Raw genomic sequence first — 14,796 nt, 5'->3', positions numbered from 1 at the left:
CCCCCGCGCGCCGCCCCCCTCACCCGACCACTTCTGCCGTTTCCAGAACCGCGTGCAGCAACACATCCGTGCCCGCCGCGGCCCAATCCTTGGAGATCTCCTCGGCCTCGTTATGCGAAAGCCCGTCGACGCAGGGGCACATGATCATCGCGGTCGGTGCCACGTCATTGATCCAGCAGGCGTCATGCCCCGCGCCCGAGACGATATCCATATGCCCATACCCCAGATGCTCGGCAGCCCGACGCACCGCCCCGACGCAGCCCTCGTCAAAGGCGGGCGGGTCGAACTGTCCGACAATCTGCGCCTCGAACGTGACGCCAATATCCGCGCACAGCTTCGGCGCGCGCTCCATCAGCTCGGCGACCATCGCATTCAGCTTGTCCAGAATATGCGTGCGCATATCGACCGTGAACACCACCTTGCCGGGGATGATATTGCGGCTGTTGGGGTAGACGTCGATATGGCCGATGGCGCCCACCGCGTTCGGCTGGTTCTTCATCGCGATTTCATGCACCAGCTCGGTTACCAACGCCAAACCGCGACCGGCGTTCTTGCGCATCGCCATCGGCGTCGAGCCGGTGTGGCTTTCCTTGCCCGTCACCGTGCATTCAACCCAACGCAAGCCCTGCCCGTGGGTCACCACGCCGATATCCTTGCCCTCGGCCTCCAGGATCGGGCCCTGTTCGATATGCAACTCGAACAAGGCGTGCATCTTGCGGTCTCCCACCTTTTCGTCGCCTTTCCAGCCGATCCGCTCCAACTCATCGCCAAACCGTTTGCCTTTGGCATCCACCCGGTCATTCGCCCAATCCAGCGTGTGCCGCCCGGCAAACACGCCCGAGGCCAGCATCGCCGGGGCAAAGCGCGTGCCCTCTTCGTTGGTCCAGTTGACCACGACAATCGGGTGTTTGGTCTTGATACCCAGATCGTTCATCGTGCGTACGGCTTCCAACGCGCCCAGAACACCCAGCACGCCGTCGTATTTGCCCCCCGTCGGTTGCGTGTCCAGATGGCTGCCCATATAGACCGGCAGCGCGTCCGGGTCGGTGCCCGGGCGGGTGGCGAACATGTTGCCGATCTCATCGACGCCCATGCTCATGCCCGCGTCTTCGCACCAGCGTTGGAACAGGCGCCGACCTTCGCCATCTTCGTCCGTCAGCGTCTGGCGGTTGTTGCCGCCGGCGATGCCCGGGCCGATCTTGGCCATGTCCATCAGGCTGTCCCACAGCCGGTCGGGATTGATCCGCAGGTTCTTGCCGGGTGCTGGCATGGTGTCTACCCTTTCTGGTCCGTCTGTTTCGAGAAGCGCGACACGTCGCGCAGGATTTTCAGGGCCCGGTCGGCATCGGCCTCGGGCACAAACACATGATCGTGGTTCAACGCGGCCACCATGTTGCAGGCGATCCCCGCCTGCGCCAAAGCCCCCGAAACCGCGGCCGTCAGCCCGACGCCGTCCAGCGCCGAATACGCCTGAAGCGTGATTTGCGCCATTGCCCCCGCCGCGCCCGGCTCGGCGGGCACGATCACCGAGATGCCCTCGGATTCGCGAAACAGGCCCTGAATTGCGGACATCCGATCCGCGAGATCCTCTTCGGGGATCGACTGGAACATGAACCGGCCCGCAACCCGCTCGGGCCGCATCTGTCGCAGCATCTCGGCGCGTGTGCGAAGGACCGTTGGCGGTGCCATGCAATCTCTCCCTGCCCCGGAACGCCGCACCCAGAGTGTGGACGTCTTGGGGGATGCGTCTGGTCTGTCGTTTCAATCGGCGCGCCCTGGGTTGTCAGGGCACGCAGCCGCGCCTATTCTTGATCCTCCACGCAAGAAAAACCTTGCCTGAATACAAGGACGCTAGCAGACTTGACCATTCAGTCAAGATTATTTCCAGCCCGCAAACAACAGGGGCCGAAAACAGTTTGAGGACGGGAGCAAACCGCGCATGGGCCACACCGAGGGCGCTGAAAAACCTGGCACTCGCGCCGAAATGCGCGAGGAAACCGAACGGGTAATCCTGGATGCAGCCGAGGTGGTTTTCGCGGAATCAGGGTTCGGCGGCGCCACCATGCAGGCCATCGCCCAGGCCAGCGGATTGCCCAAGGCGAACCTGCATTATTATTTCTCCTCCAAGGAGAAACTCTATCGCCGCGTCGTCGAGCGGATCTTTACCATCTGGCTTGCCGCCGCCGACAGTTTTGAAACCTCGGCTTCGCCCGAGGTGGCGCTGCGCCAGTATATCACCCGCAAGATGCAACTGAGCCGCGAGCATCGCTATGGCTCGAAGGTCTGGGCCAATGAGGTGATGCATGGCGCGCCGATCATCCAGGACTATCTGGAGACCACGCTGCGCCGCTGGACAAACACCCGCATCGCCGTCATTCGCGGCTGGATCGACGCGGGCCAGATGCGCAATGTCGATCCGCGCTGGCTGCTCTACATGATCTGGGCGACCACCCAGCACTACGCCGATTTCGCGCATCAGATCGAGACGCTGAACAGTGGCGCCCTGGAGGATCACCAATGGCACGAGGCAACCGAGACCGTCTGCGGCGTCATCCTGCGCGGCATCGGCCTTGATCCGGGGCCGGACGCATGACCACCCGCATTCAGCGCCGCAATCGAGAGCGTATTCTGGAAGCCGCGCTGGAGGTGTTTTCCGCCAACGGGTTTCGCGGATCGACTTTGGATCAGATCGCCGAAGTCTCGGGGCTCTCGAAGCCGAATTTGCTGTATTACTTTGACAGCAAGGACGCGATGCATCGGGCCTTGATGGATCATCTGCTGGACATCTGGCTGGCACCTTTGCGCGCCATTGCGCCCAAGGGCGACCCGCATGACGAAATCATGGGCTATATGCGGCGCAAGCTGCAAATGTCGCGCGATTACCCGCGCGAGAGCCGCCTGTTCGCCAATGAAGTCCTGCAAGGCGCACCACGACTGACCGATGCCATCGCGGGCGCCCTCAAGGCCTTGGTCGAGGACCGGGTCGCCGTGATCCGCGCCTGGATCGACGATGGACGGCTGGCTGCCGTGGACCCGTATCATCTGATTTTTTCAATCTGGGCGCTGACCCAGCACTATGCCGATTTCGACGCGCAAATCCGGCTGATCCGCGGCGACAACGACCCGATGGACGGTGCCGAGGCGTTTCTGGAAACGTTGTTCGACCGGCTCCTGGCACCGTGATTGGCCCTGGCGATGAGGGAGCCCGAAAGACCGGGGCATCTGAACCGCCCCGGGTTTACCGGAGGGTGATTTGTTCAACGACTAGGCGACCATATCGAGTGTGTTCAGGTTTGCATAGAACGCCTCCTCTGCTTCTGCGGGCGGGATGTATCCGATAGGGCCGAGTAGGCGGCGGTTGTTATACCAATCGACCCATTTCAGGGTTTCCCATTCAACCTCGCGCATTGATTTCCAAGGCCCGATCTGGTTGATTACCTCCGTTTTGAAGAGGCCGATGACGCACTCGGCCAGTGCGTTGTCATAGGCGTCACCGACTGTCCCGACAGAGAGATCGATCTCCGCCTCGGCTAGGCGTTCGGTGTATTTGATCGACAGATATTGGGATCCTCGATCCGAGTGATGCACCAAGCTCTTGTTATCTGGAGTCTTTCTTTGCCAGATTGCTTGATCCAGCGCATCGAGCACGAACTGCGTCTTCATCGAAGTTGAGGTGCGCCACCCCACGATCCGTCGGGCAAATACATCAATCACGAAGGCAACATAGACCGTCCCCGACCATGTGGGCACGTAAGTGAAGTCTGAAACCCACAGCTTGTTCGGCCGATCTGCCATGAAGAGACGGTTCACCTTGTCATCGGGGCATGGCAGCGATGCGTCAGGGTTGGTTGTGATGACCTTTTTGCCGCGAACCACGCCCCTGAGGCCCAGACGGCGCATCAGCCGCTCCACCGTGCATCTGGCAGCGTATTCACCCTGCCGTCGCAAGACATGCCAGACTTTCCGCGCGCCATAGAGTTTGCGGTTCGCATCCCAGGCCGCATCGATCTTGAGGCTCAAGGCGGCATCAGACTTGGCCCGGGCTGAAGCCCGGTCAGGATCACGTGCAATGGCACGTCGGTCATAATAGGTGGATGGGGCAAACTGCAGCGCCCTGCAGATCGGCTCGACCCCGAATGCCTCTCGGCTTTCCTCAATGAAATCAATTATTTGCGAAACGGGCGGTCGAGCTCCGCCTGGGCAAAATACGCTGAAGCTTTGCGCAGGATCTCGTTCGCCTGCCGCAATTCCCGGTTCTCGCGTTCAAGCTCTTTGATCCGCGCAATCTCGACGCCGGTAGGTCCCGGCCGCTCGCCGCCATCGCGCTGGACCTGTCGCATCCAAACGCGAAGACTGTCCGGCGAACAGCCCAATTTGCCCGCGATCGCTGTCAGCGCTGCAGCTTCGCTTTGATAATCATCGCGGTGTTCCATCGCCAGCCGCACCGCGCGTTCGCGGAACTCGGGTGAATACGGCTTCGAAGTCTTCTTCTTTTGTGCATGTTCCATAACGGGCAATTCTCCGAGAGTTTTGCCCTCCGGTAAACCCGGGGCGGTTCAATCGAGCCCCGATCTTTCGGCGCGTTCCGCGCAGGGGGCTTTGCGCCCCCTCTGGCCGTTGGCCATTCACCCCCGCAGGATATTTCCGGAACAAAGACGTGTCAGGGGTGATTGAGGGTGCCACCGCCCACCGGCGCTGCGACTCCGGTGGTTCCGGGGGCGGAGGTTGGCAAGCCCTGTGCCACGCGCGCGGCGAGATAGGCAAAGGCTTGCGCTTCGATCATGTCGCCATCCAGAGACACCGATTCGACGGGTGCGACCGGGCAATCGCAACCCGCGGCGATCATCGTCATCAAGGTCGCGTTGTGACGCCCGCCGCCGCAAACCAGCAGACGCACGGGCGGTTTTGGAAAATGCTCGAACGCCAAGGCCACGCCGGCGGCGGTTGCTGCGGCGAGTGTGGCCAGGGCGTCGGCATCGTTGAGCGCCGAGACATCGGGGGCCGGCGCCGCACGATCCAGCGACTTTGGCGGGATGCGGCGAAAGAAGGCGTGGTTGACGAAGCTGTCGAGCAATGCGGCATCGGGCGTGCCTTGTGCCGCAAGCGCCCCGTCTTCGTCGCGCGCAAGGCCGCGCCGGATGCGCATGACGTCATCCATCGGTGCATTCCCCGGGCCGCAATCAAAGGCAAGGCACGCGTGTTCAGGTTTGGCGATGCCCGGGTCGCACCAGGTGACATTGGCGACTCCGCCCAGGTTCAGAAACACGGTTGGCCCCTTGGCGCCGATATGTCTGGCAAGGGCATGATGAAAAAACGGCGCAAGCGGCGCGCCCTGCCCGCCCAACCGCACATCCGCCGTGCGAAAATCCGAGATCACCGGCCAGCCCAGAGCTTGCGCCAGGACCTCGCCGGAACCCACTTGATGCGTGCCGCGTCCGCCCGGTTCATGCGCGAGGGTTTGACCGTGAAAGCCCACCAGTTCAATCGCGTCAAATTGGGCGCAGAGTTGCGCATGGGCAAGCTCGACGATCTCCGCCGCCGCATCCGCGCGTGGATCACCGGGCCACGCCCCCAATGCGGCGCGCAAGACCGCGCGCTCTTCGCCGGTGTAGGCGCGGTAAGCCGTTTCGCCAAAACCGGCGATGTCAACGCCGTCGGTGATCAGCACCGCCGCGTCCACCCCATCCAGCGAGGTTCCTGACATCGTGCCCAGAATTCGGTGCGTTCCCGCTTTCAACATGGCTTTCCCTTACCCCTGCCTTCGGTCTATAGACAGCCCGACCTGCGGGCCGAGGACAAGCAAAATGACGTATACACCAAAATCTGATTTCTTGCGCACCATCATCGAGCGCGGCTTTCTGGCCGATTGCACCGATTTGCAATCGCTGGACGAGGCGCTGCTCAAAGATGTGGTTCCGGCCTATATCGGGTATGATGCGACGGCGAAATCGCTGCATGTTGGGCATTTGCTGAACATCATGCTGCTGCGCTGGTTCCAGAAAGCGGGGCACAAGCCGATCACGCTGATGGGGGGCGGCACGACCAAAGTGGGCGATCCGTCGTTCCGTGCCGACGAACGCCCGTTGCTGACCAACGCGGCAATCGACGAGAATATCGACAGCATGAAGCAGGTGTTTGCGAAATACCTGGCCTATGGCGATGGCGCGCAAGACGCGATCATGCTGAACAACGCCGCGTGGCTGGATGGGCTGAACTATCTGGAATTCTTGCGCGACATCGGGCGTCATTTCAGTGTCAACCGGATGCTGTCGTTTGAAAGCGTGAAATCCCGGATTGATCGTGAGCAATCGCTGAGCTTCCTCGAATTCAATTACATGATCCTGCAAGCCTATGATTTCTTGGAGCTTTACAGGCGTCAAGGGTGCTTGTTGCAGATGGGTGGCTCGGATCAATGGGGCAATATCGTCAACGGGATCGACCTGACGCGGCGCGTGGCCGATGCACAGATTTTCGGCCTGACAACGCCGCTGTTAACCACGTCGGACGGGCGCAAGATGGGAAAATCGCAGGGCGGCGCGATATGGCTGAATGCCGATTTGCTGAGCCCCTATGAGTTCTGGCAATTCTGGCGCAATACGACCGACGCCGATGTGGGCCGGTTCCTGAAACTGTACACTGAGTTGCCGGTCGCGGAATGCGACCGTCTGGGGGCGCTGGAAGGCTCCGAGATCAACGAGGGCAAAATCATCCTGGCCAATGAAGTGACGACGCTCTGTCACGGTGCCGAGGCGGCGGCAGCGCCGCCGAGGCAACGGCGCGCGCGGTGTTCGAACAGGGCGGCACCGGCGAGGATTTGCCAACTGTGACCTTGTCGGCCGATGAGGCCGCACAAGGCCAGTCCATTGTGCAGTTGTTCGTGCGGTCTGGCTTGGCGAAATCGGGCAAAGATGCCAAACGCCTGATTGCAGAGGGCGGCGCACGGCTGAATGATGCCCTGGTAAGCGACCCGGGTCTGGTCCTGCAAATGTCAGATTTGTCAGAACCGGTAAAACTGACCGCCGGTCGGAAACGGCACGCGATGATCACTGTTGGTTAAAGTCATACATTACCACACTGCGAGAAGTCAAAGCCGCAACTCTTTGTATTTAAAACTATTGTTTGGTTTCCAATTGGGACATCGTGACCACCGGGCGGTCACGATTTCCGGTACTACGCGCAATTCGGGAGGCCCGGACAGATCCTGAAGACTTGGCGTTAAGGTCAGATGTTTTAATGTCTGACATTTTCGCGACAGGTTTGGCGTGGCGGCTTTGCATGGGCGACATCTGGAATCGGCGCCGATACGCACGCGAAAACCCTGAGCGATCCGCAAAGCCGCAGCGCAGTCCTATTTCCTGGATCGAATGGCGTGTATCGGCGATCATGCGTCGTGCCAGTTGCAAACGCAATTCCAGATAGGCCGCCGCCGGTCCCTGGCCCAATCCGTCCTGGAACAATTGCTCCAGCCGTCGAATGCCAACGCCAACCGTCCGGGCGATCTGCGCCAGTGGAACAGGTTCTTCCAGCGCCTGCCCCATCACCGTCAGAGCCCGCGACAACCGCGGGTCGCGCGCGCCGGGCACCAGGCCCGTGCGCTGCGGTCGGCTGCCATCAGCGCGCGCGTCATAGAGAAAACTATCGGCAACCTGCCCTGCGACCCCGGCTCCGCAGCGTGCACCGATCAGATGCAGCATCATATCCGCGGCAGGTACGGCCCCACCTGCGGTAAAGCGGTTGTTTGAAATCACATAGCGATCCGCCACGACATCGACGCCCGGAAACGCACTGGCGAAGTCCTCGAGGTCTTCCCAATGCACCGTGGCACGGTGCCCTTGCAGCAAACCCGCGCGCGCCAGGACCCAAGGCCCCGCGTCCACGCCACCCAAGGCGCGAAACCGCACCGCCATGCGTCGCAATTGGGTGATCAATCCGCGCGTCGCGACTTCGGCCTGCCCGTAGCCCGAGATAACGATCAGCGCATCCGCCCCATCGGCGGCCGACAGGTCGCCGTGACTGGGCAATTCGATGCCGCAAGTCAACGGCACCGGCGCGACCATCCGGCGAGACAACCCGCCAGCGGAACGCATCGCGTCCCAACTGGCGGTTGGCGTTTCGCAACGGGTCGAGCACCGACGCCACCTCGAGAATCGAAGCGCGCGGCAAAACCAGCACCGCAATATCCAGTTGCTGTGTCGACGGGGCAAAGATGGTTTCGGTTTTTGACATTTCTCGTTCGTATATTGCCAAACGCGCCCCTGCAACCCTGCTAGTCTTTGCCCAACTCAACGCCCGAACGGAAGGAAGCCCTATGCCCTTGTCGATGAATCGAGAGGTGTTCATCACCTGCGCCGTGACCGGTTCCGGCGGCACCCAAGACCGCAGCCCGCATGTTCCCCGCTCACCCGAACAGATTGCCAGCAGCGCCATAGAGGCCGCCAAAGCCGGTGCGGCGGTGGTCCATTGCCATGTGCGCGACCCGGAAACCGGCGCTCCGTCGCGCGATCCGGCGCTGTACCGCGAAGTGACCGAGCGGATTCGCGATTCGGGCACCGATGTGGTCCTGAACCTGACGGCGGGCATGGGCGGCGATCTGCTGTTCGACGGCACCGAGGCCATGCATCAGATGGCAAAAACCTCGGATATGGCGGGCGCGGCCGAACGTGTGGCGCATGTGGTCGAGTGCCGACCCGAGATTTGCACCTTGGATTGCGGCACGATGAATTTTGCCGAAGCCGATTATGTGATGGTCAACACGCCCGGCATGTTGCGCGATATGGCGCAGCGCATGACCGAGAGCGGCGTGCAGATCGAAATCGAGGCCTTTGACACCGGGCATCTGTGGTTCGCGAAACAACTGGTTACCGAGGGGATCATCAAGGATCCGGTTCTGGTGCAACTGTGCATGGGCGTGCCGTGGGGCGCACCGGACGATCTGAACACCTTCATGGCCATGGTGAACAACGTGCCTGACACCTGGCACTGGTCGGCATTCGGCCTGGGGCGCAACCAAATGGCCTATGTTGCGGCCGCAGTCCTGGCGGGCGGGAACGTGCGCGTCGGCCTGGAGGACAACCTGTGGCTGGACAAGGGCGTTCTGGCAACCAACGCGCAGTTGGTGGAACGGGCGGTGACCATCATCGAAACGATGGGCGCGCGGGTTATCGGCCCTGATGAGGTGCGAAAGCGGCTCAATCTTGAAAAGCGCGCGCCTCTGCCACGCTGAAGCGTCGCGTAAAACACGTCAATAGTGACCTCTACGCAACTGTTAATGATAAACAATTCAGGGCTGAGCCCTTACTGGAGAACGACCATGACTCGGAAGGCAGCAATCGTCGGTGGTGGCGTAATTGGCGGCGGTTGGGCTGCGCGGTTTCTTCTGTCGGGTTGGGACGTCGCCATCTTCGACCCGGATCCTGAAGCTCCCCGCAAGATCGGTGAGGTTCTGGCCAATGCGCGTGCGGCACTGCCCGCCCTTGCAGACGTTCCCATGCCAGCCGAGGGACGTCTGACATTTTCAAAGACCATTCAAGATGCAGTAGAAGGCGCTGATTACATTCAAGAATCGGTTTCCGAGCGCTTGGAGCTCAAGCATAAAGTCTATGCCCAAATTCAAGCGCATGCCCCGACGACACTTCTGGGTTCGTCAACGTCGGGATTCAAGCCGTCCGAATTGCAGATAAAGGCAACCAATCCCGCAACGATCTTTGTCGCGCATCCGTTCAATCCGGTTTACCTGCTGCCCCTGGCAGAGGTTGTACCATCCCAGAAGAACGACCCAGACCATATTGAAAACGCAAAAGAAATTCTGCGTGAAATTGGCATGTATCCGTTGCATGTGCGCAAGGAAATCGATGCCCATATCGCAGACCGGTTTCTGGAAGCAGTTTGGCGTGAGGCCCTGTGGTTGGTCAAAGATGGTGTTGCTACAACCGAAGAAATCGACGAGGCAATCCGCATGGGGTTTGGTCTGCGGTGGGGGCAGATGGGGTTGTTCGAAACCTACCGCGTGGCCGGCGGCGAAGCGGGCATGAAACATTTCATGGCACAATTTGGCCCTTGCCTGACCTGGCCCTGGACCAAGTTGATGGATGTCCCTGAATTCACGGATGAATTGGTGGACCTGATCGCCGGGCAATCCGATGCACAATCCGGTCATCACTCCATTCGTGAGCTGGAGCGCATTCGCGACCAGAACCTGATCGGCTTTCTCCGCGTCCTCAAAGACACAAACTGGGGCGCCGGCAAGGTCTTGTTGGACCATGATGAACGGCGCCGCACCTTGGCTTCCGCACCAACGCCGGACACCGCCGCGCCGCTGGTGCTTGCCCATATGCAGGTTTTGCCTGGCTGGATCGACTATAACGGACATATGACCGAGAGCCGATATTTACATGCATCGACAGAGACTTGCGATGCGTTCTTGCGATTTATCGGCGCTGGTCTGGAGTATGTGAAGGCCGGACACAGCTACTATACAGCCGAAAGCCACATCATGCATGCGGGCGAGGCGAAACTCGGCGACAAACTGACGGGGTCAGTACAGGTTCTCGGTTCGGACGAAAAGCGTCTGCACCTGTTCATCCGCATTGAACGCGACGGAGCCCTGGTCGCGAGCATCGAGCAGATGTTGCTGCATGTCGACATGGCGGCCGGTCGCGCCTGCCCGGTCAAACCCGAGGTTCTGGAACGGCTGACTCCCATCACCGCGGCACACAGCGCGCTGGCGCGCCCTGACACGGCGGGTCGCTTCGTCGGACAAAGGAAATCCTGATGCATTTTGGAATGTCAGACGAACAACGCATGATCGCGGAAACCACGCGGGCTTTCGTCGAAAAAGAGCTGTATCCACACGAGGCCTTGGTGGAGAGAACCGGTCACCTGCCCATGGAACTGATCCGCGAGTTGCAGAAAAAGGCAATGGATGCGGGGCTTTACGCAGCGAACATGCCAGAGGATGTGGGGGGCGCTGGCCTCGATACACTGACGTGGCTTTTGTATGAACGCGAGTTGGGTCGTGCGAACTATGCGCTGCACTGGACTTGCGTTGCACGCCCGTCAAACATCCTTTTGGCAGGCACACCGGACCAGCGTGAGCGCTATCTCATGCCGTGTATTCGTGGCGAAACCTGGGATTGTCTGGCGATGACCGAACCGGGCGCGGGCTCGGATCTGCGCGGCATGACGGCAAGCGCACATCCGGACGGCACCGACTGGATCCTGAACGGGACGAAGCATTTCATCAGCCACGCGGATATTGCGGGATTCACCATCGCTTTCATGGCGACGGGCGAAGAAGACACGCCTCGCGGCAAGAAAAAGAAGATCACCGCATTTTTCGTCGACAAAGGAACGCCTGGTTTCAGCGTGCGCGACGGGTATCGAAACGTCTCGCATCGCGGCTATTCGAACGCGATCCTGGAGTTCGATGACTGCCGAATCCCGGCTGAAAACGTGCTCGGTGCGGTGCACAAAGGCTTCGAGGTTGCCAATGATTGGCTGGGCGCCACCCGTTTGCAGGTCGCGGCAACCAGCATCGGCCGGGCCGATCGCGCATTGGGGCACGCGCTGTCCTGGGCGGCGGAACGCAAGCAGTTCGGCCAACAAATCGGGAAATTTCAAGGGGTTTCCTTTAAGCTGGCCGACATGGCGCTGGAGCTCAAGGCGGCCGAGTTGTTGACCTATGAGGCGGCATGGAAGTTCGACCAAGGCACCGTGACCGACGCCGATATGGCGATGGCGAAACTGAAGGCAACCGAAGCCCTGGCGATGATTGCCGATGAAGCGATCCAGATACACGGTGGCATGGGGCTGATGGACGAATTGCCGTTGGAGCGGATCTGGCGCGATGCACGCGTGGAAAGGATCTGGGAAGGCACCAGCGAAATTCAGCGTCATATTATCAGCCGGGAACTGCTCAGACCACTCGGCGCCTAGGGGAAACGGCGATGAAGGACCTGTCACGGCTCTTGCGCCCGCAGTCGATCGCCGTGTTGGGCGCAGGCTGGGCCGCCAATGTTATCGAGCAATGCGCGAAAATGGGGTTTTCCGGGCCGGTTTGGCCGGTCCACCCGACCCGCAGCGCGATACGCGGGGTCGCTTGTTTTCCGAACCTCGCCGCGCTGCCCGCAGCACCGGATGCGGTTTTTGTCGGCGTCAATCGACACGCGACGGTCGAGGTCGTGCGGGAACTGTCGGCGATGGGGGCTGGCGGTGCCATTTGCTTTGCCAGTGGCTGGCAGGAAACCGGCGAAGCCGCATTGCAGGCAGACCTTGTCAAGGCGGCCGGATCAATGCCGATCCTCGGTCCGAATTGTTACGGTGTTATCAACTACTTGGACGGCGCTTTGCTGTGGCCGGATCAACATGGTGGCCGCCGGGTTCAAACCGGCGTCGCGCTGATCAGTCAATCCTCGAATATCGTCATCAACCTGACGATGCAGGCACGCGGATTGCCCGTGGCCTATGTCGCCTGTTTGGGCAATGCCGCGCAGGTCGGGCTGGCGGACCTTGCAGCCGCCGTTTTGGCAGATGACCGGGTCACGGCGTTGGGATTGTACATCGAGGGGATCACCGACGCCCCGGCGCTTGCCCAATTGGCCGAGGCGGCGCGGTCTGCGGGCAAAGGCATTGTCGCAATCAAGTCCGGCAAGACCGAGGCCTCGCGCACCGCCGCCGCCAGCCACACGGCGTCGCTGGCCGGCGAAAGCGTGGCATCCTCGGCGTTTTTGCGACAGGCGGGCATCGCCGAAGTCACATCCCTGAGCGACCTGATCGAAACCCTGAAAATCTTCCATTGCCATGGTCCTGATCTGGGCACGCGCCTGTGTTCCCTGTCGTGTTCGGGGGGTGAGGCGGGCCTCGTTGCCGATCTCGCTGCCCCCTATGGCATTGATTTTCCAGCACCATCCTTGGAGCAGCGGACCCGCCTCTCGGCAACGCTTGGGCCGCTTGTCACCGTTGCCAATCCGCTGGATTATCACACCTTCATTTGGGGGGATGGGCCGAAAACGACCGAGGTTTTCACGACAATGTTGGCGGGATATGACGCTGGCATGTTCGTAATTGATCCGCCGCGCCCGGATCGATGCGATCCCAGCAGCTTTGAACCCGCGCTGCAAGCCATCGAGGACGCGCAGAGAAACACCGGAAAACCGGCGTTTCCAGTGGCCTCGCTGCCGGAGAATTTCGACGAGGCGCGCGCAATCGCCATGATCGACCGCGGAGTGGTGCCGTTGATGGGTTTGGACGCCGCGCTGGCCGCAATCAAAGCCGCGCAGACGCCCGCCGGGCATGCGGGGTGGCGGCCGTGGCCGGTGTCCACACCGGCCTCTGTGACACTGATCAATGAGGCGCACGCGAAGCACCGCTTGCGTGCCGCCGGGATCGCGGTGCCGCGCGGGGTGACGTCCGACACGCTCGACGGCCTGAATCCCGAAGGTCTGACATATCCTTTCGCGCTCAAAGGGCTTGGATTTGCTCATAAAACCGAATCCGGTGCGGTGCGCTTGGGGGTGACGGACCTATCGCAGCAAACGCCAATGCCCGGCGCAGAAGGGTATCTGCTTGAAGAAATGGTCGGCGATGGAGTCGCGGAATTGATCCTGGGCGTTCGCCGTGATCCAGTCTACGGCGCGACATTGACGCTTGGCATGGGGGGGATTGCCGCCGAACTTCTGGCAGATACGGTGACTTTGGTCCTGCCGGTCACGCGCGATCAGATCGCCGAGGGGTTGCAGTCATTGCGGCTCTGGCCCCTGCTGAATGGCTATCGTGGTCGGCCAAAGCCTGATATCCCGGCAGCGATTGATGCCGCAATGGTTCTGCAAGACATGATGCAAAGCACCGGCGGCATTGCAGAAATAGAGATCAACCCACTGATCTTGCGCCGATCGGGCGTGGTGGCCGTGGACGCTGTGCTATGGGAGGAAATCTGATGAAACATTTGACGCAAGGTCCGGTGAAAACCCGCGCCGACGGTGCAATTCTTGAGGTGACGCTGGATCGGCCAAAGGCCAATGCCATCGACCTTGCGACCAGTCGGGTTCTGGGGGATGTTTTCAAAGCCTTCCGCGATGATGACACCCTGCGCATTGCGATCTTGCGGGCCGAAGGCGACAAGTTCTTTTGTCCGGGCTGGGATTTGAAAGCCGCGGCCGGCGGCGATGCCGTTGACGGCGATTACGGCGTCGGTGGGTTTGGGGGGTTGCAGGAATTGCCCAACCTCAACAAGCCGGTGATCTGCGCGGTGAACGGGATTTGCTGCGGCGGCGGGTTGGAATTGGCGCTGAGCTGCGATCTGATTCTCGCGTCCTCGACCGCGACATTCGCCTTGCCAGAAATCCGTTCCGGCACAATCGCCGATGCCGCAAGCATCAAATTGCCCAAGCGCATCCCCTACCATGTCGCGATGGACCTGTTGCTCACCGGGCGCTGGTTTGACGCCGAGGAGGGCAAACACTGGGGTTTGATCCGCGAAATCTGTGCCCCGGAAGACCTGTTGGAGAAAACCTGGGACCTGGCGCGGCATTTGGCCTCGGGTCCGCCACTGGTTTACGCGGCGATCAAAGAGGTGGTCCGCGAGGCCGAGGACATGCGCTTTCAGGACGCATTGAACCGCGTCACGAAACGGCAATTCGCCACAGTTGACCGGCTCTATGGCTCCGAGGATCTGATGGAAGGGCAAAACGCCTTTACCGAAAAGCGCGACCCTGTCTGGAAGGGCCGCTAAGCCACGCGCCCGACACTTGCACTTGCAACGCGGAAACCCTATCCCAAAGCTCTTTGCGGCGGGGAAAC

General features: G+C 60.9%; 12 protein-coding genes, 1 pseudogene and 1 other annotated feature. Of the genes and pseudogenes, 8 read left to right on the top strand and 5 right to left on the bottom strand.

Features of this window, described 5'->3' with window-relative positions; translation table 11 throughout:
* Positions 1-19 precede the first annotated feature (19 nt).
* Together VDQ28_RS14120 and VDQ28_RS14115 are read right to left on the bottom strand one after the other, a co-directional pair.
* Positions 20-1,270 (bottom strand): Zn-dependent hydrolase, encoded by a 1,251-nt coding sequence (locus VDQ28_RS14120; RefSeq protein WP_323036542.1) that lies wholly within the window; start codon positions 1,268-1,270, stop codon positions 20-22.
* Positions 1,271-1,275: 5 nt separating this feature from the next.
* Positions 1,276-1,689, bottom strand: a complete 414-nt coding sequence (locus tag VDQ28_RS14115) for an ACT domain-containing protein (RefSeq protein ID WP_323036541.1) — start codon at positions 1,687-1,689, stop codon at positions 1,276-1,278.
* A 250-nt stretch (positions 1,690-1,939) separates the two neighbouring features.
* Here VDQ28_RS14115 and VDQ28_RS14110 point away from each other — a divergent pair, with 250 nt between their 5' ends.
* Together VDQ28_RS14110 and VDQ28_RS14105 are read left to right on the top strand one after the other, a co-directional pair.
* Positions 1,940-2,593 carry a TetR family transcriptional regulator C-terminal domain-containing protein gene (locus VDQ28_RS14110; RefSeq protein ID WP_323036540.1) on the top strand — a complete coding sequence of 218 codons (654 nt, stop codon included), beginning with the start codon at positions 1,940-1,942 and terminating at the stop codon, positions 2,591-2,593.
* Positions 2,590-3,183 (top strand): TetR family transcriptional regulator C-terminal domain-containing protein, encoded by a 594-nt coding sequence (locus VDQ28_RS14105; protein ID WP_323036539.1) that lies wholly within the window; start codon positions 2,590-2,592, stop codon positions 3,181-3,183. Before VDQ28_RS14110 ends, VDQ28_RS14105 begins: the two co-directional genes overlap by 4 nt.
* An 81-nt stretch (positions 3,184-3,264) precedes the next feature.
* Here VDQ28_RS14105 and VDQ28_RS14100 read toward each other — a convergent pair.
* Together VDQ28_RS14100 and VDQ28_RS14095 are read right to left on the bottom strand one after the other, a co-directional pair.
* Positions 3,265-4,508 (bottom strand): IS3 family transposase gene (locus VDQ28_RS14100; protein WP_416349375.1). Its coding sequence is split into 2 segments (ribosomal slippage): positions 3,265-4,205 and positions 4,205-4,508, totalling 1,245 coding nucleotides; the frame shifts between segments, so codons are not numbered across the junction.
* Positions 4,096-4,212 (bottom strand) — a sequence feature (AL1L pseudoknot). Its footprint overlaps the gene before it by 117 nt.
* A 152-nt stretch (positions 4,509-4,660) precedes the next feature.
* Positions 4,661-5,740 (bottom strand): anhydro-N-acetylmuramic acid kinase, encoded by a 1,080-nt coding sequence (locus tag VDQ28_RS14095; protein ID WP_323036538.1) that lies wholly within the window; start codon positions 5,738-5,740, stop codon positions 4,661-4,663.
* A 64-nt stretch (positions 5,741-5,804) separates the two neighbouring features.
* On the opposite strand from VDQ28_RS14095, the pseudogene tyrS reads away from it, so the two are divergent.
* Positions 5,805-7,057, top strand: a pseudogene (gene tyrS / locus VDQ28_RS14090) (tyrosine--tRNA ligase).
* Positions 7,058-7,112: 55 nt separating this feature from the next.
* Here the strand turns inward: tyrS and VDQ28_RS14085 are convergent.
* Positions 7,113-8,087, bottom strand: coding sequence for a GlxA family transcriptional regulator (locus VDQ28_RS14085; protein WP_323036537.1), 975 nt, complete (start codon positions 8,085-8,087; stop codon positions 7,113-7,115).
* A gap of 221 nt (positions 8,088-8,308) precedes the next feature.
* Between VDQ28_RS14085 and VDQ28_RS14080 the strand changes: the two genes are divergently transcribed.
* From VDQ28_RS14080 to VDQ28_RS14060, 5 genes are all read left to right on the top strand, one after another.
* Positions 8,309-9,223, top strand: a complete 915-nt coding sequence (locus VDQ28_RS14080; protein WP_323036536.1) for a 3-keto-5-aminohexanoate cleavage protein — start codon at positions 8,309-8,311, stop codon at positions 9,221-9,223.
* Positions 9,224-9,310: 87 nt separating this feature from the next.
* Positions 9,311-10,771 carry a carnitine 3-dehydrogenase gene (locus VDQ28_RS14075; protein ID WP_323036535.1) on the top strand — a complete coding sequence of 487 codons (1,461 nt, stop codon included), beginning with the start codon at positions 9,311-9,313 and terminating at the stop codon, positions 10,769-10,771.
* On the top strand, positions 10,771-11,934 hold the full coding sequence (locus tag VDQ28_RS14070) for an acyl-CoA dehydrogenase family protein (protein ID WP_323036534.1): 1,164 nt from the start codon (positions 10,771-10,773) through the stop codon (positions 11,932-11,934). The genes VDQ28_RS14075 and VDQ28_RS14070 overlap by 1 nt, the downstream gene beginning before the upstream one ends.
* Positions 11,935-11,945: 11 nt before the next feature.
* Positions 11,946-13,934, top strand: coding sequence for an acetate--CoA ligase family protein (locus tag VDQ28_RS14065; RefSeq protein WP_323036533.1), 1,989 nt, complete (start codon positions 11,946-11,948; stop codon positions 13,932-13,934).
* Positions 13,934-14,728, top strand: coding sequence for a carnitinyl-CoA dehydratase (locus tag VDQ28_RS14060; protein ID WP_323036532.1), 795 nt, complete (start codon positions 13,934-13,936; stop codon positions 14,726-14,728). Before VDQ28_RS14065 ends, VDQ28_RS14060 begins: the two co-directional genes overlap by 1 nt.
* The last annotated feature ends 68 nt before the right edge of the window (positions 14,729-14,796 follow it).

Source organism: Pararhodobacter sp. (assembly GCF_034676545.1).
Lineage (GTDB): Bacteria > Pseudomonadota > Alphaproteobacteria > Rhodobacterales > Rhodobacteraceae > Pararhodobacter.
Note: the sequence above shows the minus strand (reverse complement) of the source record. Positions and strands in the feature narration are given on the sequence as shown.

Excerpts from the sequence above, each read along its gene's own strand:
- VDQ28_RS14065 (WP_323036533.1), top strand. The coding sequence starts at position 11,946 with ATGAAGGACCTGTCACGGCTCTTGCGCCCGCAGTCGATCGCCGTGTTG.
- VDQ28_RS14080 (WP_323036536.1), top strand. The coding sequence starts at position 8,309 with ATGCCCTTGTCGATGAATCGAGAGGTGTTCATCACCTGCGCCGTGACC.
- VDQ28_RS14110 (WP_323036540.1), top strand. The coding sequence starts at position 1,940 with ATGGGCCACACCGAGGGCGCTGAAAAACCTGGCACTCGCGCCGAAATG.
- VDQ28_RS14095 (WP_323036538.1), bottom strand. The coding sequence starts at position 5,740 with ATGTTGAAAGCGGGAACGCACCGAATTCTGGGCACGATGTCAGGAACC.
- VDQ28_RS14070 (WP_323036534.1), top strand. The coding sequence starts at position 10,771 with ATGCATTTTGGAATGTCAGACGAACAACGCATGATCGCGGAAACCACG.
- VDQ28_RS14120 (WP_323036542.1), bottom strand. The coding sequence starts at position 1,270 with ATGCCAGCACCCGGCAAGAACCTGCGGATCAATCCCGACCGGCTGTGG.
- VDQ28_RS14115 (WP_323036541.1), bottom strand. The coding sequence starts at position 1,689 with ATGGCACCGCCAACGGTCCTTCGCACACGCGCCGAGATGCTGCGACAG.
- VDQ28_RS14075 (WP_323036535.1), top strand. The coding sequence starts at position 9,311 with ATGACTCGGAAGGCAGCAATCGTCGGTGGTGGCGTAATTGGCGGCGGT.
- VDQ28_RS14105 (WP_323036539.1), top strand. The coding sequence starts at position 2,590 with ATGACCACCCGCATTCAGCGCCGCAATCGAGAGCGTATTCTGGAAGCC.
- VDQ28_RS14085 (WP_323036537.1), bottom strand. The coding sequence starts at position 8,087 with ATGCGTTCCGCTGGCGGGTTGTCTCGCCGGATGGTCGCGCCGGTGCCG.
- VDQ28_RS14060 (WP_323036532.1), top strand. The coding sequence starts at position 13,934 with ATGAAACATTTGACGCAAGGTCCGGTGAAAACCCGCGCCGACGGTGCA.